At 38.4% G+C, this 21,497-nt stretch carries 17 protein-coding genes; 11 read left to right on the plus strand and 6 right to left on the minus strand.

The features are described from left to right. Positions 1–57 precede the first annotated feature (57 nt). Complete coding sequence (locus G0Q07_RS16775) at positions 58–4,020, plus strand: sensor histidine kinase (protein WP_163348240.1); 3,963 nt, start codon at positions 58–60, stop codon at positions 4,018–4,020. Between the two features lie 43 nt (positions 4,021–4,063). Further along, positions 4,064–4,822, plus strand: coding sequence for a LytR/AlgR family response regulator transcription factor (locus G0Q07_RS16780; RefSeq protein ID WP_163348241.1), 759 nt, complete (start codon positions 4,064–4,066; stop codon positions 4,820–4,822). 301 nt (positions 4,823–5,123) lie between these two features. On the opposite strand, the gene G0Q07_RS16785 is transcribed toward G0Q07_RS16780, so the two are convergent. Further along, positions 5,124–5,750: a porin family protein gene (locus G0Q07_RS16785; RefSeq protein ID WP_163348242.1), complete on the minus strand. Its 627-nt coding sequence runs from the start codon at positions 5,748–5,750 to the stop codon at positions 5,124–5,126. A 35-nt stretch (positions 5,751–5,785) separates the two neighbouring features. Continuing rightward, the gene (locus tag G0Q07_RS16790) at positions 5,786–6,472 is read right to left on the minus strand and encodes an OmpA family protein (protein ID WP_203532586.1); all 687 of its coding nucleotides are present in this window, start codon (positions 6,470–6,472) and stop codon (positions 5,786–5,788) included. A 326-nt stretch (positions 6,473–6,798) separates the two neighbouring features. Here G0Q07_RS16790 and G0Q07_RS16795 point away from each other — a divergent pair, with 326 nt between their 5' ends. Together G0Q07_RS16795 and G0Q07_RS16800 are read left to right on the plus strand one after the other, a co-directional pair. Beyond that, positions 6,799–7,296 (plus strand): hypothetical protein, encoded by a 498-nt coding sequence (locus G0Q07_RS16795; protein ID WP_163348243.1) that lies wholly within the window; start codon positions 6,799–6,801, stop codon positions 7,294–7,296. 798 nt (positions 7,297–8,094) lie between these two features. After that, positions 8,095–8,910, plus strand: a complete 816-nt coding sequence (locus G0Q07_RS16800) for a DUF4382 domain-containing protein (protein WP_262888021.1) — start codon at positions 8,095–8,097, stop codon at positions 8,908–8,910. A 216-nt stretch (positions 8,911–9,126) separates the two neighbouring features. On the opposite strand, the gene dnaK is transcribed toward G0Q07_RS16800, so the two are convergent. Then, a complete protein-coding gene (gene dnaK / locus G0Q07_RS16805; RefSeq protein WP_163348244.1) occupies positions 9,127–11,055 on the minus strand; it encodes a molecular chaperone DnaK in 1,929 nt (642 codons plus the stop codon). A 232-nt stretch (positions 11,056–11,287) separates the two neighbouring features. On the opposite strand from dnaK, the gene G0Q07_RS16810 reads away from it, so the two are divergent. Further along, positions 11,288–12,397 (plus strand): acyltransferase family protein, encoded by a 1,110-nt coding sequence (locus G0Q07_RS16810; protein WP_163348245.1) that lies wholly within the window; start codon positions 11,288–11,290, stop codon positions 12,395–12,397. 3 nt (positions 12,398–12,400) lie between these two features. Here the strand turns inward: G0Q07_RS16810 and G0Q07_RS16815 are convergent, their stop codons facing one another. Then, positions 12,401–13,747: a hypothetical protein gene (locus G0Q07_RS16815; protein ID WP_163348246.1), complete on the minus strand. Its 1,347-nt coding sequence runs from the start codon at positions 13,745–13,747 to the stop codon at positions 12,401–12,403. A gap of 168 nt (positions 13,748–13,915) precedes the next feature. On the opposite strand from G0Q07_RS16815, the gene panB reads away from it, so the two are divergent. Beyond that, entirely contained in the window at positions 13,916–14,731 is an 816-nt protein-coding gene (gene panB, locus G0Q07_RS16820) for a 3-methyl-2-oxobutanoate hydroxymethyltransferase (RefSeq protein WP_163348247.1), read from the plus strand. A 113-nt stretch (positions 14,732–14,844) separates the two neighbouring features. Beyond that, positions 14,845–15,552 carry an RluA family pseudouridine synthase gene (locus G0Q07_RS16825; RefSeq protein WP_163348248.1) on the plus strand — a complete coding sequence of 236 codons (708 nt, stop codon included), beginning with the start codon at positions 14,845–14,847 and terminating at the stop codon, positions 15,550–15,552. Between the two features lie 242 nt (positions 15,553–15,794). Here the strand turns inward: G0Q07_RS16825 and G0Q07_RS16830 are convergent, their stop codons facing one another. Next, positions 15,795–16,277: a cytidine deaminase gene (locus G0Q07_RS16830; RefSeq protein WP_163348249.1), complete on the minus strand. Its 483-nt coding sequence runs from the start codon at positions 16,275–16,277 to the stop codon at positions 15,795–15,797. A 564-nt stretch (positions 16,278–16,841) separates the two neighbouring features. Here G0Q07_RS16830 and G0Q07_RS16835 point away from each other — a divergent pair. From G0Q07_RS16835 to G0Q07_RS16850, 4 genes are all read left to right on the plus strand, one after another. Continuing rightward, on the plus strand, positions 16,842–17,333 hold the full coding sequence (locus tag G0Q07_RS16835; protein ID WP_163348250.1) for an RNA polymerase sigma factor: 492 nt from the start codon (positions 16,842–16,844) through the stop codon (positions 17,331–17,333). Beyond that, complete coding sequence (locus G0Q07_RS16840) at positions 17,317–17,973, plus strand: hypothetical protein (RefSeq protein WP_163348251.1); 657 nt, start codon at positions 17,317–17,319, stop codon at positions 17,971–17,973. Before G0Q07_RS16835 ends, G0Q07_RS16840 begins: the two co-directional genes overlap by 17 nt. A gap of 120 nt (positions 17,974–18,093) precedes the next feature. Next, positions 18,094–18,546, plus strand: coding sequence for a hypothetical protein (locus tag G0Q07_RS16845; RefSeq protein WP_163348252.1), 453 nt, complete (start codon positions 18,094–18,096; stop codon positions 18,544–18,546). A gap of 110 nt (positions 18,547–18,656) precedes the next feature. Further along, positions 18,657–20,057, plus strand: coding sequence for an alpha/beta hydrolase (locus tag G0Q07_RS16850; protein WP_163348253.1), 1,401 nt, complete (start codon positions 18,657–18,659; stop codon positions 20,055–20,057). A 292-nt stretch (positions 20,058–20,349) separates the two neighbouring features. On the opposite strand, the gene G0Q07_RS16855 is transcribed toward G0Q07_RS16850, so the two are convergent. Continuing rightward, positions 20,350–21,249 carry a glycoside hydrolase family 16 protein gene (locus G0Q07_RS16855; protein WP_203532588.1) on the minus strand — a complete coding sequence of 300 codons (900 nt, stop codon included), beginning with the start codon at positions 21,247–21,249 and terminating at the stop codon, positions 20,350–20,352. Positions 21,250–21,497: the final 248 nt, after the last annotated feature.

Consider the following 21,497-nt stretch of genomic DNA (forward strand, 5'->3'; position numbering starts at 1 on the left):
CCCAATACATTTAAGAACGAATAAGTACATGCACACAAAAATCTTATCTTTATAAGCTTGATTCTGCTGAGATACATATGGCTGTTTTCTATTCTTTTTTTTGTTAGCTCTGCGCGGGCAAATGTTAACATTAACGAAGACCGTTATGCCCGTTTTTCATCGCTAACTACTAACGATGGATTATGTGGCGATTATGTTTTGGATATTCTTCAGGATAATAACGGTTTTATTTGGATTGCAACCAATGAAGGTTTATCACGTTACGATGGCTACAACTTTGTAAACTTTAAACATTCTCCTGATGACTCATTGTCCATTTCAAGCAACTACATTCAATGCCTGGCCGTTGACGAAGACGGGGCTTTATGGGTTGGCACAAAAAACGGGTTAAATAAATACGATAATAAAACCGGAACTTTCCGCACCTGGTCAGCCATCAACAAGGGAAAATCGGATCCGAGCAACCTATATATTCGAAAAATTTTACCCGATTCAAACGCTGTTTTGTGGGTAGAAACTGTTGATGGCGTTCTGAATAAAATTAATACCAAAACCGGAAAAGTTCAGTATTATCCACATCATCAAGTTACGCAGGAGTATTATTCTTATCACTGCCTGTTTAAAGATTCCGATGGAGATATTTGGGTAGGAAACCGCGGAAAAGGCCCCTATCGTTTTCATCCTGAATCGGGTAATATGCATTTAGTAAAATCAGATCCTACCCGGAAAGATAAAAAACGCGACCAGAAAGTGGCCTATGTAATTGAAGACTCAAAACATAGGTTTTGGGTTGGATCAGTTGATGGCTTTTGGCGGTTTTACAAAGACACAGAAACATTTCGCCGAATTATCCCCATGTCTTCATTTCACTGCATTGAAGACAGAGATGGGCTTTTGTGGCTAAGCGGAGGAAACGGTGTTTACCGTTTTAATGCCGATAACAACAGCGCAGTTTTATATTCTAATAATGAAAGCGACCCACATTCGCTGATTAATAATTCAATTAATGCCTTATTTGAAGATAGGGACGGAAACATTTGGATTGGAACAAACGATGGTATTTCTATATTTTCAAAATCCGATAATGAAATTCAATATATCCGACGACTAACGGATACTGACAACACATTAATTTCAAACAACATTTCTTCAGTTTTAGAAGATAACAAAGGAAACATTTGGTTCGGTACTCAAAAAAAAGGACTTAGCAAATGGAACCCAAAAACCGATACTTTTAACAACTATCAACACAAAAAAGGAGATAGCAGCTCTTTAGCATCCAATAAGGTTTCGTCTCTTTATCAAGACAATAATAACAACATCTGGATTGGATTATGGCAGGGGGTTGGCTTTAACAAATACAATAGTAGAACAAACGCATTTAAAAAATTTAGCTACGATCCGGATTCTTATCAAAAAGATTGGTATAGTTCTTTTCTTGAAGACAAGGGAGGACGATTTATGGCCGGACTTTGGGGGGCTTTCGGCATACATATTTTCGACCGGGAAGTAGAAAAGTTTCGTTCTTATAATTTTCATGAACATACCACCCCCATGGAACTTCCGCTAACCGGAATAGAATTGGATGAACAAACGATATGGACGGCCTACAGGAATATTATTTACCAATACCACATTGAGGTTGATTCATTTTCAGTCTTCCGGGGAAAAAATACTGAGTCCTCCGACGAAACAGAATTGGCAGATTTTGAATACTTCAAGAACTTTCATCGGGCTGAAAAGATTGATGACACTATATATTTTGCAACAACCAATGGATTGCTGGCATTTCACAACACTAGCAAGAAATTTGAACAAATAATATCGAACATCGACATAACAGCTCTGACTAAAAACAGTGGTAATGGAATTCTTTGGCTTGGGACGAATAAAGGACTTGGAATATTAACCAACAAAAATGAATTTAAACTGCTTCAGAGCAACAGCGACAAAACCAATCCTTTGTGGCAGAAAGAAATAGTCAACCTAAATGAAATAAATGGAAAGGTTTATGTTGCCACCAACCTCGGATTACTGGTTTATGACCAACAAACTAACAAATTTCGAAACGATAATAACACCGCAGTTCATTTAACAACTAATAAGATAAACGCAACAGTTCCTTATGAAAAAGGGATTATCGTTGGAACTGATAATAACCTCATTAAGCTTAATTATAAAAATAACCGAATTGAGCTTGACACCTTATTAGAAGGTTTTATGATTAATGATATCCTAACAGATGCTAGCAGTAACAACCTGATTATCGGGACAAATAAAGGTATATACACATTTTTCAAGGAGGCATTCACACCCATACAAAATACATCGCATTATAATATTTTCAATTTAACAGAAGATAATAATGGCTGTATTTGGGCAGGAACCAACAAGGGACTTCTATCGGTGTCGGCAGATTATAAACACATAGAATTACACAATCAACCGGGGAAATACTGCCTAACATCTCATCTTATTAGTTTTTTGGCGAACGATTCTACAGGATATATTTGGGCCGGCACAACCAACAATGGACTTAACCGTATCAACAGCAAAACCTTAGAGATTGATCACTTTTACAAAACACAACAAAATACCGGCAAATATTCGGAAACCAAGGCTACTGTTTTTCTTCAGCAAAAAAACGGAACAATCTGGGTAGGTGGAGAAAAATTGCACAAGTTCAATCCACAAACGGGCAAATTTGATGTCATACAGGATATCGAGTTCCCGTACAAAGAAATTTTTAGTTTACAGGAAGATGGAAGTGGCAACCTTTGGATTGGAACAGCCGATGGCCTGGTATTGTATAACCCAAAAACAAAAGACTCACAATCATATAGCTATTTGCACGGGCTGCCTGATTTCGATTTTTCAGGAGGATCGCTAAAATTATCAACCGGAAAATTGCTGTTTGCCGGAAAACAAGGAGCCATTATTTTTAACCCGGAATCGCTCACCAACCACTCTTCTACAAATAAAATAGTACTTACCGGTGCTAAAGTTTTCGGATCGCGCATTTTTTTTAGCGCAAGCCCGGAAACTCCTGTTGAGTTAGAATATGATCAGAATTTCTTTACGCTTGAGTTTTCAACTATGCAGTATAGTGGACTGAAGGAACAATATCAATATAAATTAGAAGGAGTTGATCCGGATTGGGTACAAACAAAAAACAATAGTGCCAGCTACACCAATATTCAACCCGGAAATTATTCCTTCAAAATTAAATCTAACATAGCAAATCAAAAAGAAAGTACCTTTAACCTTGTAATCCAACCGCCGTTCTGGAAAACCTGGTGGTTTATATTGTTAATTGTTTGCTTATTTTCTGGGTTTATAATTTACTGGATTTCAACCTTAACGAAAAAACAAAAAACAGAAGAGCAAAGAATTATATTGGAGCACAAATTACTTCAGTTGCAAATGAATCCTCATTTTATTTTTAACGTTCTTATTGCAATACAAAGTTTTATTTACAGAAAAGACACCTACGAATCAGGCTTGTATCTTTCAAAATTTGCAAAACTCATGCGGATATTTCTTCAAAATTCAAGAAATGAATGGATTACGCTCTCTAAAGAAATAGAATCGCTTCAATATTATTTAAATCTGCAGCAACTACGAATCGAGAATAAATTTGAATATACCATAGAATGCAAAAACATTCCTGATCCGGATTACATACATATTCCCCCAATGATTATTCAGCCTTTTATTGAGAATTCTATCGAACATGGATTTGCCAACCTCGCCTATCCGGGAATGATCCAAATTTCTTTCGAAACAAAAGAAACCTGCCTGGAAGCGATTATCCGCGACAATGGAACAGGGTATTATCCTAAAAGAGGAAAAGCAAGCCAGAAAAAACACGAATCGATGGCCACCGAAATAATAAAGAAACGGATTAAAATTTTAAATAATCAGAGATGTAAAACCGTACTCACAATACAAAACATAAATAACGAAGGTGAAACCGGAACGGAAGTCGTTATAAGGTTTCCGTTTAAAGAAGAATTTTAAGGTTGCGGTTACCGCAGGCAACAAAGCAAAAACATATACTACCATGAATAACTCAGTAATTCGCACCGTTATTATCGATGACGAACCCCGGGCAAGAGAAACCCTAAACAAAATGCTGCGAACTTATTGCAAAAATATTGAAATTGTAGGTGAAGGAAATAATGTACAAAGTGGAATTGAACAGATAGAAACCCTACAACCAGATGTTGTTTTCCTTGATATTAGAATGCCAGATGGAACTGGTTTTGACCTTCTGGACAAAATAAACTACATCGATTTCGCATTAGTTATATTAACTGCTTATGACGAATATGCATTAAAAGCCTTCAAATTCTCGGCTATCGATTATTTACTAAAACCACTGGATCCTGAAGAATTAATTTCTTCCGTTCAAAAAATTGAGAGTAGCCTTAATGTTCATACCAACCAATTAAAAACGTTAATTGAGAACATTAATAATTCTTATAAACCTTTTCAAAAAATAGTGCTTAAAACAGCTGAATCAATATATATCGTAAAAACCGACGACATCATCAGGGTTGAAGCAGAAAGTAATTATTGCAGGTTTTACATTCATAACTCGCCACCCATTTTTATTTCGAAAACCCTAAAAGAATACAGTAAGATTTTGCAAAACTCAAACTTTTTCAGACCTCATCAATCACATTTGATTAACCTGAATCGTATTGTCCGAATAGACAAACAAGACGGAATAACCATCCACATGGACGATGGTTCTAAGGTGCCGGTTTCATTCCGCAAAAAAGATTTACTACATGCAGCTATTTCACAACTGGAATAAAAAAGCCCCTTCGATCGGATGATGAAAGGACCTTCAGTTCAGTCTTTGCAAAGCTAATTGTTTGCTATTTTAAAATTAGATTCACAAAAACTGAAACAAGAACCACAAAACAGGATAACAAAATGAGTTATCCTGTTTTGTGGTTCTGAAATTAAGATAAAAAATAAGGGTTATTCTTTTTAAAGTATACTTCTAATCGCCTGTTATTTTGAATATTACAAAACGAACGCAATCACTAAACCAAACAGATTTATCAATTTGGGTTTGATCAATTTTTATACTATTTTCTGTTCCTTCAGGATTAAAATTTAAATCCAACATAAGCCTGAATGACCATATTTTTTGCATCACCCAGTAGGTCGTAGGATAAATCATTGTCTTTAGCAACCTGTTTCAGGCCCAGGTTATAATTTAGTCCAAAAATCATTGGATCAAGATCAAAACCTAATCCGGCGGTCAAACCATAATCAAAACTATTAAAGTGGTCTCTGTCTAACTCGTCGTTAGCGTCTATTTCGCCGCCAAATAACTCAGCATCGGTATCCGTGTTTGCATTTACCAGATAACTGAAATAGGGGCCAAACTGGAATTCAAAATCTTCTGATAAATTGAAAACCAGTTTTACCGGTACATCTATATAATTCAGATTAAATTTTGTTTCTCCATCGGCAATGGTACTTTCGTCATAATTAAGCTTAATACCTTTTCCGGAATAGAGAAGTTCCGGTTGAATTGCAAAAGATTCGCTAACTGGAATCTTAGTAAAAACCCCGGCATGAAAGCCCATTTTCAGGTTCTTGTCATTGTTCCCATCGGTTGAAAGACTTGAGAAGTTTAAACCTCCTTTAATTCCTGTCGCTTGATTTTGTGCGTAAATCATTGTTCCCATACCAAGCGTTAGAAACGCTATCATTATTAATTTTTTCATACTTATCATATTTATGTTCTTCTTTAACATTCAATTTATTCTATAATCAAGTCACCTTCTTCTGCAGCTTTTTTAAGTTTTTCGTTGGCAAAAATGGCAACCTCTACCCTTCTATTCTGGGCTCTTCCTTCTTCTGTTGAATTATCAGCAATTGGCATTTCTTCGCCATACCCTACTTCTGAAATCCTTGAAGCAGCAACGCCAAGCATCTTTAATTCATCGGCAACAGAACCTGCTCTTCTTTCTGATAGCTCCTGGTTATAACTATCAGAACCTTTATTATCGGTATGTCCTTCAATAAGGATTTCGGTTTCTTCATATTTTTTAAGAGTTTCTGCTAACTCTGCAATATTTTCTTTAGATGCATAGGTAAGTTCAGACGAATCGAAACCAAAAAGAATTCCTGAGTCGAAAGTGATTTTAATTCCTTCTCCAATTCTTTCAACGCTGGCACCTTCAAGATCTTCCTGCAATTCTTCGGCCTGTTTGTCCATATAGTTTCCAATGAGAGCTCCTGCAGTACCACCTATTGCAGCACCAAGTATTGCTCCTTTGGCTGTATTATCAGATTTAGAACCAATTAGGCCACCTATGGCACCACCGGCACCGGCACCAATTGCTCCTCCTTTAAAAGTTTTGGATGTACCACATGAAGCGATAATCATTACCAATGCCATAATGAATGACAGTATTCCCGTTTTTCTACGCAATTTTGTTTTCATGCTATTATAATTTTGTTGTTTAATTAATACGTTATAGCTCCCTGATGGAACAATTGTGCCATTTAAATAAACACCTTCCACAAAGAACCATAAACACTTGTATACCTGACACATATACTTACCCATGAGAACAATACAATATGTGGCACTCTTTATATTTAGCACTATATTGTCTACACTTTGTAGCTTAAAATCTACACCATTGCAGGAAGCAGAAACCTTCCTGAGCTACACTAATACTTGATTTACTGATTCTTACAAACACAAAGCACTATTGAGGTACATTAATTGGCATTGTGTAAACTGAAATTTTAATATTGAATATTATGAACACGAAAAGATTTGTTTTAATTGTGCTTCTATTGTTTGGTTCGGGTGTTGCTATGGCCCAATACGATTTTGCAGTTGGATTGCGATCCGGAGGAACATCGGGACTGACATTAAAGAAGAATAACGGGAGTTCTGCGGTTGAAGGGATTGTAGGATTTTGGCATCATGGATTTAGTTTAACAGGTTTGTGGGAAAAACAACAAAGTGCATTTAATGAACCTGGTTTTAACTGGTTTTATGGTTTTGGTGGTCATGTAGCATTTTATGGCGACAGATTCGATGGAAGAGGTACAGCAGGCTGGTACGACCATCCTCATGATATTGACGACGGAGATTTTGGTATTGGAATTGATGGAATAGTGGGTCTGGAATATAAAATACCAAATGTTCCGCTAGCAATAGACATTAGTTTAAAACCCTATATGGAGTTAGTAAGCGAAGGTGGAGTTTTCTTTTCTCCTGACCCGGGAATAGGACTAAAATTTGCATTTTAAAATAAGTGAAGCAATCACAATTAATACTTATAAAAGGCATTTTCGTATCGAGAATGCCTTTTTCTTTTTCATTCCTGAAATGACAATTATTAAGAATATTATAACGTCCGGATTATTCCACAAAAAAAGAGGTAAGATAATTCATTCGCCAATGTGATTCCTGCATCGATCAAGCGAAATGATAAATAAATACTTAGTAGCTTACTCAGAAAGAATTCTTTGCTCCTATTCTACTTAATAGTACTATTAAACACATCTTATTCCATTTTATTCTGGATGAAAACAGAGTAGCTTCGCAGCCACAAATTCTACACAACGTGTAGACAAATCCACATATCACAACTTAAATTAGCCTTTATTATAAGAATAAAGCATGCAATACTCCGCTGAATATAAGCTATTAAGAACAACCTTTGCTCACCATCCCAAAATTATGGCAAGGTCTTCTCTAATTCGGTTCAACTAAATCATCAGTATGAATTAAAAAGATAGATGATGAAAACAAAGTTGACCTTAGTAATAATTTTTTTCGCAGTAGTCGGCAATAGTTTTCTTAACTCGTGCCAACAAAAATCGGAAAGACAACAAATAAAATTTTGAACAAAGCTGATTAGGTAATAACTATCAGCTATAGAATACAAATAATAAATATATGATTATGAAAACAAAAATTTTCGCTCTAATGGCATTGGCCATAACGACATTAGCATTTATAGGTTGTTCAGACGATGATGATCAGAACACAATGACCGGACAATTAGATGTAAAACTTACCGACGCCCCTCAGACGACTCGAACATTGAAGGTACGTTTGTTACCGTTTCGGCAATAAAAGTGGATGGCAAAACTGTAGAAGGGTTTGAAAAGCAAACGATAGACATTTCAGCTTATCACGATGGTGAAACAAAACTTATTTATTCTGATATGGTTGAAGCAAGTAGTTATAACAGTGTTTCATTAGAAATAGATTACGAATCGGATGCTTCCGGAAATTCTCCAGGCTGTTATGTATTAACTTCCGATAATCAGAAACACAATCTTCAAACTTCATCCTCAACAAGTTCTGAATTAAGCTTCAGTAAGGATTTTGAAGTTCAATCCAATGAAAATTCCAGCCTCGTTTTTGATTTCGATTTGAGAAAAACGATCCAAAGGAATGAAAATAGCGCCGAAACACAATACTCTTTTGTAGCCGCATCAGAAATGGCATCAGGAGTTCGGGTTATTAGCGAAAACTCCACTGGCGAAATCGAAGGCAATGTAACAGGAAGTGCTATTTCAGATGACAAAGAATACATCGTTTATGCATATAAAAAAGGAGAATACAATGCTTCCACCGAAACACAGGGCCAAACAGGAAGCAATTTACTATTTATGAATGCTGTAACAAGTTCTAAAGTAAAGCAAGATGGTTCTTATAAGCTTTCATTTCTCGAAGAAGGAGATTACGAAATACATGTTGCTAGTTACAACCGCACCAGTACAGAAAGCGAATTAAGTTTTTCGGCAATAGCAAATGCAGTTAGTGCTGTTAACAATATAATCCTAAGTAACATTACTGTTAGTTCAAACACCACTATTCAATTAGACTTAACAGTTAGTCTTTCAATATAAGCTGATAATTCTTTCCGGGAAAAGGTTCCCGGAAAGATTTTATAGGTAAAAATTGGCATTTCATGGCTAACAGAAGCCTGGTACCAATTACTCAGAAACACCTCCATAGCACTTTCAATTAGCTTATTTCAAAACATTTTTATAAATAAAAGAACCGCAGCAAGACAATGTCTTACTGCGGTTTAACTATTTTTGCCTATCGCTTATGATAGTAATCTATTTCACTTCTTCAAAGTCAACGTCAGTTACTTCACCATCGTCGCCTTTTGAGTCGCCACCTTGTGCTCCTGCATTCGGATCGGCTTGTGGTTCTCCCTGAGGACCTTCAGCACCACCTTGTGCTTGCGAAGCGTTGTACATTTCCTGCGAAGCTGCCTGAAATACGGTATTCAACTCGTTCATTGCAGCATCAATTGCAGCCAAATCTTTTGAAGCATGTGCTTCTTTCAATTTTTTCAAAGCATCTTCAATCGGGCCTTTTTTGTCAGCAGGCAATTTGTCACCATATTCTTTCAACTGCTTCTCAGTCTGGAAGATCAAACTGTCAGCCTGGTTGATTTTATCAGCAGTTTCTTTTGCTTGCTTATCGGTTTCAGCATTTGCTTCAGCTTCCGATTTCATGCGGTTGATCTCATCATCCGAAAGACCTGAAGAAGCCTCGATACGGATCGACTGCGATTTACCTGTTGCTTTATCTTTTGCGTGTACGTGCAAAATACCGTTTGCGTCGATATCGAAAGTTACCTCAACTTGTGGCACTCCACGCGGTGACGGTGGAATTCCATCTAAGTGGAAACGACCGATCGTTTTGTTGCCCGATGCAATTGGACGCTCGCCCTGCAGAACGTGAATCTCTACTGATGGCTGATTGTCGGCAGCGGTAGTAAATGTTTCCGATTTTTTAGTCGGAATAGTTGTATTCGATTCAATCAACTTAGTCATTACACCACCCATGGTTTCAATACCTAATGAAAGTGGAGTTACGTCAAGCAGAAGAACGTCTTTTACTTCACCTGTTAAAACACCACCCTGAATAGCTGCACCTACTGCAACTACCTCATCTGGGTTTACACCTTTTGAGGCTTCTTTACCAAAGAATTCTTTTACTTTATTCTGAATGGCAGGAATACGTGTTGAACCACCTACAAGAATCACTTCATCAACATCGCTTGCCGACATTCCTGCATTTTTTAATGCTTTACGACAAGGTTCGATTGTTGCAGTAATCAATGTATCAGCCAACTGCTCGAATTTTGAACGAGACAATGTTTTTACCAGGTGTTTTGGAATACCATTAACCGGCATAATGTATGGCAGGTTAATCTCCGTTTGAGAAGAGCTCGACAATTCTATTTTTGCTTTCTCAGCCGCTTCTTTCAAACGTTGCAGTGCCATTGGATCTTCGCGTAGGTTGATGCCTTCTTCGCTTTTAAACTCGTCGGCCAACCAGTCGATAATTACCTGGTCGAAATCGTCTCCACCAAGGTGAGTATCACCGTCGGTTGATTTTACTTCGAAAACGCCATCACCCAACTCAAGAATAGAAATATCGAAAGTACCGCCACCAAGGTCGAATACTGCGATTTTCATGTCTTTGTCCATCTTGTCCAAGCCGTAAGCCAACGAAGCAGCAGTAGGTTCGTTGATAATACGACGAACAGTTAAACCGGCAATCTCACCAGCTTCTTTCGTTGCCTGACGCTGCGAATCGCTAAAGTAAGCAGGAACAGTTACTACTGCTTCTGTAACCTCTTGTCCAAGATAATCTTCAGCCGTTTTCTTCATTTTCTGAAGTATCATTGCCGAAATTTCCTGTGGCGAATATTTTCTGTCGTCGATTTGAACGCGTGGCGTATTGTTGTCTCCATTAATTACCTTATAAGGCACACGATTTACTTCTTTACTAACCTGATCAAAAGTTTCTCCCATGAATCGTTTGATCGAGTAGATCGTTTTTGTTGGGTTAGTGATTGCCTGACGTTTTGCAGGATCACCAACTTTACGTTCTCCGTTTTCTACGAAAGCAACGATAGACGGTGTAGTACGTTTTCCCTCGCTGTTAGGGATAACTACAGGCTCGTTACCTTCCATTACAGAAACACAAGAGTTTGTGGTTCCTAAGTCAATTCCGATAATTTTTCCCATTGTTATATTTTTTAAGTTTTTATTGTTCTAAAATTTTACGTCAGGAAATAATCAATGATTGTGCCATGGGAAAATCAGCAGAATGAATGTAAAATCTGACATAGTATTGCCCCGACTCAGTAAAAATCCTGTCAGATGTGGTGACAAAACGACAGAATGAAAGGATTAATATGAATGATAAAAGATTAATCTGGAAGTTTTATTAAATTCGAAAACCAATAAAACGAGTACTATGTCAACTAAATCATTAAGAACTGAACCACAAAAAAGGCTTCAATCATTAGACGCGCTGCGCGGATTTGATATGTTTTGGATAACTGGCGGCGGTATTTTGGCAACTGCTATTTCCAAAATAACCGGTGCCGACTGGCTAGGGAACCAAATGCATCATGCCGAGTGGGCAGGATTTCATTTTGAAGATTTGATCTTCCCGCTTTTTATGTTTATTGCCGGTGTTGCTATCCCTTTCTCGATAAAAGCTAAAATTGAAAAGAACGTACCTAAAAAACGACTGGCTTTAAAAGCTTTTAAGCGAATGGTCATTCTAATCGTTTTAGGAATACTTTATAACGGTACTTTCCAGAATGGGTTTGCCGACGGGCGGATTGCCAGTGTACTCGGACAAATTGGTATCGGCTACTTTTTTGCCTCGCTTATTGTTATTTATTTTCAATCGTTTAAAAGCCGCATATACTGGCTGGCAGGAATTCTTGTTGGTTTTGGAATTATCCAGTTACTTATTCCTGTTCCGGGAGTTGGTACCGGAGTATTGACTCCCGAGGGATGTATAAACGGCTACATCGACCAGCTATTTTTACCAGGTCGTTTACATGGCGGAACGTTCGATCCCGAAGGAATAATGTGCAGCCTATCGGCCACCGGAATTACACTGATGGGCACCATTGCCGGGAATATCCTGCGAAATCGTAAAACTACCGACTGGCAAAAAATAGGCTACATGGCAGCCACCGGAGTTGGCTTGATTATTTTGGCACTTGCCTTTTCAACCTTCTACCCGATCATAAAAAAATGCTGGACCTCAACATTTAATATGCTCACAGGGGGTATCAGTTTTCTGTTAATGGCTTTATTTTTCCTGATTATCGATCATTGGAAAATACGTGGCTGGGCATTTTATTTCCGGGTAATCGGTATGAACTCCATTTTCGTTTACCTTTTTACACGCATTATCGACATTCAATATATAACGGAATTCTTTTTCGGGTGGATTACAAATCCATTGGGTGAAGCTGGTCAGTTCCTTCAGCTGATTCTTGGCCTTGCACTCATATGGGGATTGCTTTACTATATGTATAAAAAGAAAATATTCCTGCGGGTTTAATCGCTAATACTTACTCCGGTAAATTGCCAGCGAAAACTCCGGTCCGGGAATCACAAACTGTTCGCCATCGGCAATACGCCAGGCAAAATTGAGTTTTGCCCGCGATTTGCTATTCAGTTGAGTGAAGTAGGCAACATAAGGAATAACATTGTGGCTTAATGCCCCCACTTCATCGAAATTATTTAGCTCGATACCCGGCACATAACGCATTCCAAAATCGAACTGCGTTTTCAGGTTGGGGTAATAGCTCCACCCCAAATTAATATCTGCCGTTGCCCAATCGCGACTCACATTGGAGTTAACAAGGTATTCATCAATATACTCCTTATCTGTTTTTGTGTAGCGATTATAAACCAGCTCGGCCGAGAAATTCCGGTTCCATTTTACATTAACGTATTTGGCATTGTCGTACTGAATGTAGCCGCCAAATAAAAAATCGGGCTCCTGGTTATAATACTTAAATTGTGGGCCAATCTCTAAGCGGCTTCCCTGGTAACGCGGATCAAACTCGCTGTACTGCCACTCAGCTGCCATCGATTCGGGAGATGCCAGCACAAAAGTACTGCGGATAAAATCAACCACTTCCTCCATTTCTTTTTCAGCACTATGTCCTTCCTTTAAATCGCGGTTGTGCTTAATCTTCGCAATCACCTGGGCAAACTGCGCAATTTCGTAATCGGAGAATAAACGCCCCGGGTAATATTTTTCCAGCAGGTAGTGCGCAGTCATCAAGTGGTTCATGGGGCTTAATCGTCCCGATCCCCAACCAGCTTTCGCATTTAAACCATAGCGCAGGCGGTCTTTTGTAACACTTCCATCAACCGGCGTGGTAACCCCCAGCGAATCGGTGCTGGTTCCATCCAAATTCTGTTTAAATACTTCGTAACGTCCCCAGGCACTTACATCAAGTACCGTATAACTTTTTGTATCGTAATAATAGCGGTAATTGTAATCGATATTTGCCGATGTTCGCACGCCGTAAAAATCCTGATCGGCTGTAATATACTCCACTTTCGAGCTGTCGACCCAATCACCATAACCGCCGTAAGGGCCAGCCTCAAACCGAAAACTTAAGCGTTCCTGTTTGTAATCCAGTAAATTCCAATAAGTATTTTCCAACCTGAACTTCCCATTAAACAGGGTACGTTCGTCGTTAAAACGGCTTTCATCGCTTAACAACTCTTCTGTTTCCTTGCTCACGCCCATAATCAACCCCCAGTTCAGTTCGCTCCTTTTAAACGAAACCACATCGTTATTGATCTCCTGTTCCTGCGCCCCGGCAACAAACATGGTAAATACAAAAATAAGGAGCAAACAAATTTGAGGGAATACGCTATTTAGTTTTCTCATTTTCCGACTTTGAAATTAGCCACAAAGAAAATAAACCTTCTGAAAACTACGCGCATAAACCGGTTAATAAAAGTTAAGCAACACTTAGCCCAAAGCGAAAAACCCCCCGCTTTTGGGTTAAATAAAAGGTTTGGTTAATTTTGCTGTCTAAATTGAATACAAACAGACATGTCAGTACATAGCGAAGTTCGAAAAGTTACCACGCACCGTTTATCGGAAATGAAACTGCGCGGAGAAAAAATATCGATGTTAACGTCCTACGATTTTAGTATGGCGCAGTTGGTTGATGAAGCTGGAGTAGATGTAATCCTGGTTGGCGATTCGGCCTCAAACGTAATGGCCGGTCACGAGACCACGCTACCAATTACCCTTAATGAAATGATTTTTCTGGGATCGTCGGTGGTACGTGCCGTAAACCGTGCACTGGTAGTGGTAGATCTTCCTTTTGGAACCTACCAGGGCAACTCGCGCGAAGCACTAAGTTCCGCCATTCGTATTATGAAAGAAACCGCTGCCGACTCGGTAAAACTCGAAGGTGGCGAAGAGGTTATTGAATCGGTAAAACGTATTCTTTCGGCCGGAATTCCGGTGATGGGCCACCTCGGGTTAATGCCTCAGTCGATACATAAATTTGGAACTTATACAGTGCGTGCCAAACAAGATGCTGAAGCAGAAAAACTGATCAGCGATGCCAAGCTGCTGGAAGAAGCAGGATGTTATGCGCTGGTACTGGAAAAAATTCCCGCAGAATTGGGCGAACGGGTAGCCAAAGAGCTGAAAATTCCTGTTATTGGAATTGGTGCCGGTGGCGGTGTTGATGGTCAGGTGCTGGTAATTCACGATATGCTGGGAATAACACAACAGTTCTCACCACGTTTTTTACGCAGGTACCACAACCTGGCAGCCGAAATAAAAGGTGCAGTAGGAAATTATATCAACGATGTAAAATCGCAGGATTTCCCCAACGAGAAAGAGCAGTATTAAAGTTCAAATAACTGGCATTTCGAAGGAAGTATGACTGAGAAATCCATTTCATTGGAGCAGATTTCTCCTCTCCCGAAGTTTCGGGATCGTTGAAATGACAACAAGCATTGAAAATGAACGTAGTTTACGAAGACAATCATATTATTGCAATAAACAAGGCCTGCGGCGACGTTGTACAGGGCGATAAAACTGGCGACGAAACGGTAATCGACAAGGTGAAACATTTTCTGAAGGTGAAATACAAGAAACCGGGAAATGTTTACCTTGGTTTGCCCCACCGACTCGATCGTCCAACAAGTGGTCTGCTTATTCTGGCTAAAACCAGTAAAGTGCTGCCACGGCTAAACAAACTTTTCCAAACCAAAGACGGCATGCGAAAAGTGTATTGGGCAGTGGTTGATAAACGTCCGCCAAAATATACCGACACCATTGAGCATTACCTGCGCAAAGACCAGGAGAAAAACCGTAGTTACGCTTTCAACGAATCGAAACCGGGGGCAAAATTTGCCAGCCTCACCTATCGCCATGTAGCGAGTATCGATCGTTACCATTTGCTGGAAGTGGAAATTCATACTGGCCGCCATCACCAAATACGTGTACAGCTACGTCAGTTGCACCTGCACATTAAAGGCGACCTGAAATACGGTGCTGCCCGGTCGAACAAAGACAAAGGCATTCACCTGCATGCACGTAAAGTGGAGTTTATTCACCCCGTACGTAAAACACCATTAACCATTGTTGCCGACCCGCCAAAAGATCCGGTTTGGGACGAGTTTATGAATATATTTAATGCCGGAAAGTTTAGTCCGGTGGAGGTGTGAGACTGGGAGACGAAGAGACTTTGAGATGGGGAGACTGGGAGATGGGGAGATTGAGTTAGATTGATTGGTGAACGCTTGAAATTCTCTTTCTCCTTTGTGAAACTACGTGCTTACTTTGTGAAACTTTGTAGTTAAATTAAAATGAGGCGATCAGCCCCTGAAACAGATCTCTCGCTTCGCTTCGAGATGACAGCTATTCTCACCTTTTGCCTTTAACCTTTTTACTTTTGCCTTGCGCCGCCCTACTCTAAATCCTTAGGTTTAAACGCAAAGGGCAGCAGGTTATCGGCGCCTTCAAGCACCTGAATGTGTTTTCGGCCATCGAGAATCAGGCGAATAGAATTGTTATAGCGCGACTCGGTTTCTACCAGTACCTGGCGGCACGAGCCACAAGGTTGCGCCGGATTTTCTACAATTCCGTTTGCGTTTTTTGCTGTAACGGCAATGGCTTTTACGGCTTGGTCCGGGTAAGTAGAGTTGGCATAAAACAGGGCAACCCGCTCTGCACACAGGCCATCGGTAAAGTCGGCATTCTCCTGGTTGCTGCCGGCAATTACCTCACCGTTTTCGAGCAACAAGGCTGCTCCCACACAAAATTTCGAATACGGTGCATACGCATTTTTAGTGGCTTCGCGTGCTGCCAGCAACAATTTCTGGTCGGCTTCGGGTAACTCCGCCACCGCATCGTATTCGCAAACCATTATTCTGAGTTCTTTCCTTCGCATAAACGGGTATTTTTATCAAATGTACAATTTTAAATTAAATGGCTGCGGTATACTAATCGAATTCGCCGTCCCTATTGAAGCATCGGGACACCCCCTATTTCATTGAGAATTAACACTTCAAATCTAAGGTAAAAAGAAGGACGAGCTACCAACTGGCTTAAAACAGTTTTAATTTGTGCTTTAAACATAAGATGTTTACATTTAATCCGCTAAACTTTGAACCGTTGAATACGCACCCTGATATACAATTTATACAAAAAGTGGGAGCCATATAGGCTGGCAACAATGTTAACACAACCAATAAACGAAAATACTATTAGACACTAATATTATTATTCACCGAGAAGCACACAGAATTGTCGAAAACGATATTAGACAGCTATTTAATTGGTTTGATAAATTACATTTAGAAAAGTATATTCATCCCATAACAATTACGGAAATCGAAAGATCTCGAAATAAACAAGTTGTTGAAACTTTGTGTCGTCCTAAAATATGTCTTTACAAAATTCCAACTTAAATGTAATAATTAAAGATTTGAGCCACTAACTAAAAAAAGCAGATTTGAGTACCGATTTTTATAAAACATCTATACTTCCCTTTTCTGGAATAATCATTAAGTTGTGCAGGGCATATACCAATTCACAAGAGGATTTTGAAGATTATTACCAGGAAGTATGTTTGCAAATTTGGAGGAGTAAAGAAAACTTTCGTGAGAAATCGGAATGGAGTACCTGGGTTTACCGAATTTCGCTGAATGTTTGTTTGACCTTATTGAAGAAAAAGAAAAACAACAGTCAGCATTTTGTATCCGATTCTTTGCCTGCTCAAGAAACAGAAGATAATTATGCATTTTCAGACGAATCTCTAAATCTGCTATATGATGCTATTCGAAAACTGTCAGAAATTGACAGAGCCATTATTATGCTTTATTTGGAAGAAAAAACCTATCAGGAAATCGCTGATATTATAGGAACAAATCCAAATAATATTGGTGTTCGTGTTCAAAGAATTAAAATGAAATTAAAAAAAATATTAGATGGAAAGATCAATTGAAAATATTTGGAAAGAAGGCTTTCAAAAGAATGATGACTTAACAGCACCGAAGATAGACAACCTTTACAACCAAAAATCAATTCACATCATTGACAAGTTCAAGAGAATGTTCCGCAACAATTTGATCGCAATTGTAGTCGGATCATTTGTCTTTCTAATTGTTTCCTATTTTTTGCACATTCCGGTAATGGGAGCGCTATTTTTTGTAACACTTATGGTGGTGGTCTTCATTAATAAGAATTTATTGACTAAGTTGGAAAGGATTGATCAAGGGCAAAATAGTTATCAATACCTTAAGGCTTTCAGCCATTGGATAAAAAAACAAATAACCATTAATAAGCGACTCTCTGCATTTATCTACCCCATTTTCTTTCTATCTTTTGTTTTGGGATTTTGGTTTAATGATACTGAAGGCACTTACCTGGGCGAACGACTCGTTAACGAAATCCTAATAGGTTTTCCGGATACCTATCTAATATTTGGGGTACCACTGATAGCTATAATTATGGCTGTTTTAATTATGGGCCTGCTGGCATATTTTGGTGGCCGGATTTATATGTGGGATTTGAACATTATTTACGGAAGGGTATTGAAAAAACTGGATGAACTATTAACTGATTTAGAAAGTTTAAGGAGTTGAATACATCTCGTAATGCTTCATTTAATAGGCTTTTTAGATTTTTTTTGAAAAAAAGATTGTTTTGTATGTAATATTTCTTGCTTCGAGCCACTAAACAAGAAACAATAAAAATTACATATTATGACATTACAAGAAGCAACTAACTTTTTCGAAAGTTTAAAAGCCGAAACAGCTAAAACATCTGAAACAAAAATTTATGAAAAGTTCCTTCATGTTCTGCGCGAATTGAAAAACAGAGCGTTCTCAAAAGATGAAATTCAATCCATAGAAACGGAATTGGATAATTTAAATTTAGAATCGAATCCCGAGAACAGGAAAAAATACTTCAAGAAAGCATTTCGTAAATTTGAGAACTATTTAAAGGATACATTTTCTTTAACTTCAAAAGGGCATTATACTAATTTGGGCATAGCTTTTGGCTTATCTTTTGGAGTTCTTATAGGAGTTGTGCTCTTATCAAGTATTGAGCGGTCTTTAGGAATCTCTTATGGAATTAGCTTTGGTTTGCTGGTTGGTATGTTAGTCGGTCGTTACATGGATTCTCAGGTTAAAGCTGCAGGAAATTTAATATAACAAATACCACTGCAAACATCTTCTATCTCCAGATTATTAACACTATTTTTTTCAAATCAATATCGCCAAAAATATTTGGTCAGGACACTTATGTTTAAAATTTAACGAATATGAAATCATTGATAATAACAATACTTTTAACAGCATTCTCAGCAATGAATGTATTTTCACAAAATATTTCCGGGGTGTGGCATGGTATTGCCACAAATCCCGACAATAAGGAAATAACCTTTGTTTTTCTTTTTGAAAGAAATGACGAAGTTTTCAATACAACTATGGCTGTTCCTAATTTTGACGTATCTGGCGTCAAACCAAAAGCGACCACTTTTGAAAATGGAATACTAAGTATCGACGGTTCAAATGTTGGTATGAAATACGAAGGAAAATTAAACGAAACCACACAGCAGATTGAGGGCGAGTATACTGAAGGTAGCACTAAACTAATTTTAAATTTAATAAAAGGTAACCCAAAAATTGCAGCTCCCAAAAGACCACAAGTGCCGGAAAAGCCTTATCCGTACTTTGAAGAGGAAGTTGTTTTTGAAAACTCCAAAGCCAATATAGTATTAGCCGGAACATTTACACGACCAGTAGGAAGTGAGAAATTCCCAGTGGTTATTTTAATAAGCGGAAGTGGCCGACACGACAGAGATGGAAGCATTCCTACACACAAGCCTTTTTTAGTACTTTCAGATTACCTTACCCGAAACAACATTGCTGTATTGCGTTATGATGATCGTGGATTCGGTGAATCGACAGGTGATTTTAGTAAAGCCACAACAGCCGACTTTGCCCAAGATGTGTTAAGTGCTGTGCGTTATTTAAAATCCAGAAAAGATATTGATGCAAAACATATTGGGTTAATAGGTCATAGTGAAGGAGGAATAATAGCACCATTGGCGGCTAATCAAACTTCAGATATCTCATTTATTGTGACCTTGGCGGCAACAGGAATACCAGGCAGTAAGGTATCCGTTTTGCAATCAAAATCATTGAGACCTTTTCCAGTTCCCGATGAAGTAGCTTTTGAGGACAATGTAAGACAAGCAATTAAAATAGCTTCTTCAAGCAAAGAAATGTCGGAAAAAAGAAAAGAATTAACAGCGCATAATAAATCATACTTAGCTCCAATTTTAAAATCGCTAGGTGCAAAAGATGAAAATATTTCAAAATTCATTAATAATGAAACAAAATCTACCTTAAAACCGTGGAGTATCTATTTCTACAATTACAATCCTGCAGTTGAATTTGAACAATTAAGTATTCCAGTATTGTCCTTAAACGGAAGTAAGGATACACAGGTTAATTCAACCATCAATCAAAATGCAATACGGAATGCTTTAATCAAGGCGAATAATAAGAACTACAAGATTGTAGAACTAGAAAGTTTGAATCATTTATTTCAGGAATGTACAACGGGAAACATTGATGAATATAAAGAGATAGAACAAACAATGTCCCCAATTGCATTGAAAGAAATTTCCGATTGGATTTTGGAAATAGTTCGGTAAAATAAAAAATATTATACTGCCATATTTTCTTATACCATGGTACTGGTGTTTTGATGTGATACAGATAATCCAGTACCTGCTGCTCGTCCATATCCAGTAAATTGCAGTTAAGATGTAAGGCCATACAAGTTGGCTAAGGTGCTGTTACTCTTGCCCAATAACTCAACCTGACGTTGCATCTTCTGATAAACTTGCTTTCTGCCTCACTCTCACCGAAAATACAATTAAAGTTAATGTAGCTCCTATAATCTATTTGATAGTATACCCCATTAAATACACAATAGTAGTGATATTACTTACTTTCAAAAGGATCATAAGACATCCAGTCTATCTCCATATGGTATGGTTTCAAGGGTTTTTCAATAGATTGTGGATTCGTTTCAACCGGCCAATTGTCGGTATGCCAAAAATTCATCCGGTAGTGCGTTCGGTTTTGTGGTACACCCCTTGAGGATCCATGGTAATCCCATAATACAACTTTTTCATCATTGTCGGGATGAATAATCCACCAGCGAATGCGGTCCTCAAACCAATCAAAACCGTAGGTGTAAAATGTAGAAGAGGCATCAAAGTCCGGAATGGCCACGATAGTTTCTGGTTCGTTTTGTTCGCCAGTCAATGGTATACGTGTACCGGTATGACCTTCCCTGTAGGTGGTTTCATAGATTATTCCTTTGGCCAAATTAATGGTTCTGCCTATTCTTTTTAGCTCTCCTGACTGCCCGCCCGTCCACGTACCTACATAAATAACAGTAGGGTCGGCAGGGAGCCATTCAAAGTCAATTTCACTCAGCCCCGCAATACTATCTTCATGGTAAGTAAAATACCCCACAACTGCACCCAAATTTGGTTGAATATCTCTTACCTGAGGAACTTTCAGCCGCGCTGAATAGGTGCCAAAATGCGTAAAGTCTTTGGATATAATTTCAGGTCCACGTCCAGCGCCGGCCCTATCTTCGGGGTCTATTTGAAAGGAAAGAATTTTAGTGCCCGGTTCAGATGGAGAATTCACGCCCAGTTCGTATTTGAAATTGGCTTTGGTTCCCCTGGAGCCATACCTAAAGTAGCTTGAAACAGAATCCTCAAAATTCTCGACAAATGAACCATGATTCTTGTTAGTTTGAGAAAGTGCAAGAAAAGGGATGACAAATAAAACTGCCAATAAAAAATGTTGTTTCATAGTAGTACCCATTTGAATTATGGAGTGAAAATACAAAAAGATGTCGTTCTATTTACACTTTGCCCTTAGTCAAAATTTTTTCAACTGATGGCAAGACACTAACAAACGACACCATTGACAACAAACTTTCAACGCCAATGATTTGAACCGTATATACCGACAATGTTAACCATTTACTTTATGAAATGGCCGATGGCGGAGTTTATAAATTTAATGGAAAAACATTTGACAAGAAAGTTTAAGAAATCCCTGCCGGACAT

Source organism: Draconibacterium halophilum (assembly GCF_010448835.1).
Classification (GTDB): domain Bacteria; phylum Bacteroidota; class Bacteroidia; order Bacteroidales; family Prolixibacteraceae; genus Draconibacterium; species Draconibacterium halophilum.

Excerpts from the sequence above, each read along its gene's own strand:
- G0Q07_RS16810 (WP_163348245.1), top strand. The coding sequence starts at position 11,288 with ATGTCAACTAAATCATTAAGAACTGAACCACAAAAAAGGCTTCAATCA.
- G0Q07_RS16785 (WP_163348242.1), bottom strand. The coding sequence starts at position 5,750 with ATGAAAAAATTAATAATGATAGCGTTTCTAACGCTTGGTATGGGAACA.
- G0Q07_RS16850 (WP_163348253.1), top strand. The coding sequence starts at position 18,657 with ATGAAATCATTGATAATAACAATACTTTTAACAGCATTCTCAGCAATG.
- G0Q07_RS16815 (WP_163348246.1), bottom strand. The coding sequence starts at position 13,747 with ATGAGAAAACTAAATAGCGTATTCCCTCAAATTTGTTTGCTCCTTATT.
- G0Q07_RS16855 (WP_203532588.1), bottom strand. The coding sequence starts at position 21,249 with ATGGGTACTACTATGAAACAACATTTTTTATTGGCAGTTTTATTTGTC.
- dnaK (WP_163348244.1), bottom strand. The coding sequence starts at position 11,055 with ATGGGAAAAATTATCGGAATTGACTTAGGAACCACAAACTCTTGTGTT.
- G0Q07_RS16840 (WP_163348251.1), top strand. The coding sequence starts at position 17,317 with ATGGAAAGATCAATTGAAAATATTTGGAAAGAAGGCTTTCAAAAGAAT.
- G0Q07_RS16780 (WP_163348241.1), top strand. The coding sequence starts at position 4,064 with ATGAATAACTCAGTAATTCGCACCGTTATTATCGATGACGAACCCCGG.
- G0Q07_RS16845 (WP_163348252.1), top strand. The coding sequence starts at position 18,094 with ATGACATTACAAGAAGCAACTAACTTTTTCGAAAGTTTAAAAGCCGAA.
- G0Q07_RS16825 (WP_163348248.1), top strand. The coding sequence starts at position 14,845 with ATGAACGTAGTTTACGAAGACAATCATATTATTGCAATAAACAAGGCC.
- G0Q07_RS16830 (WP_163348249.1), bottom strand. The coding sequence starts at position 16,277 with ATGCGAAGGAAAGAACTCAGAATAATGGTTTGCGAATACGATGCGGTG.
- G0Q07_RS16790 (WP_203532586.1), bottom strand. The coding sequence starts at position 6,472 with ATGAAAACAAAATTGCGTAGAAAAACGGGAATACTGTCATTCATTATG.
- G0Q07_RS16795 (WP_163348243.1), top strand. The coding sequence starts at position 6,799 with ATGAACACGAAAAGATTTGTTTTAATTGTGCTTCTATTGTTTGGTTCG.
- panB (WP_163348247.1), top strand. The coding sequence starts at position 13,916 with ATGTCAGTACATAGCGAAGTTCGAAAAGTTACCACGCACCGTTTATCG.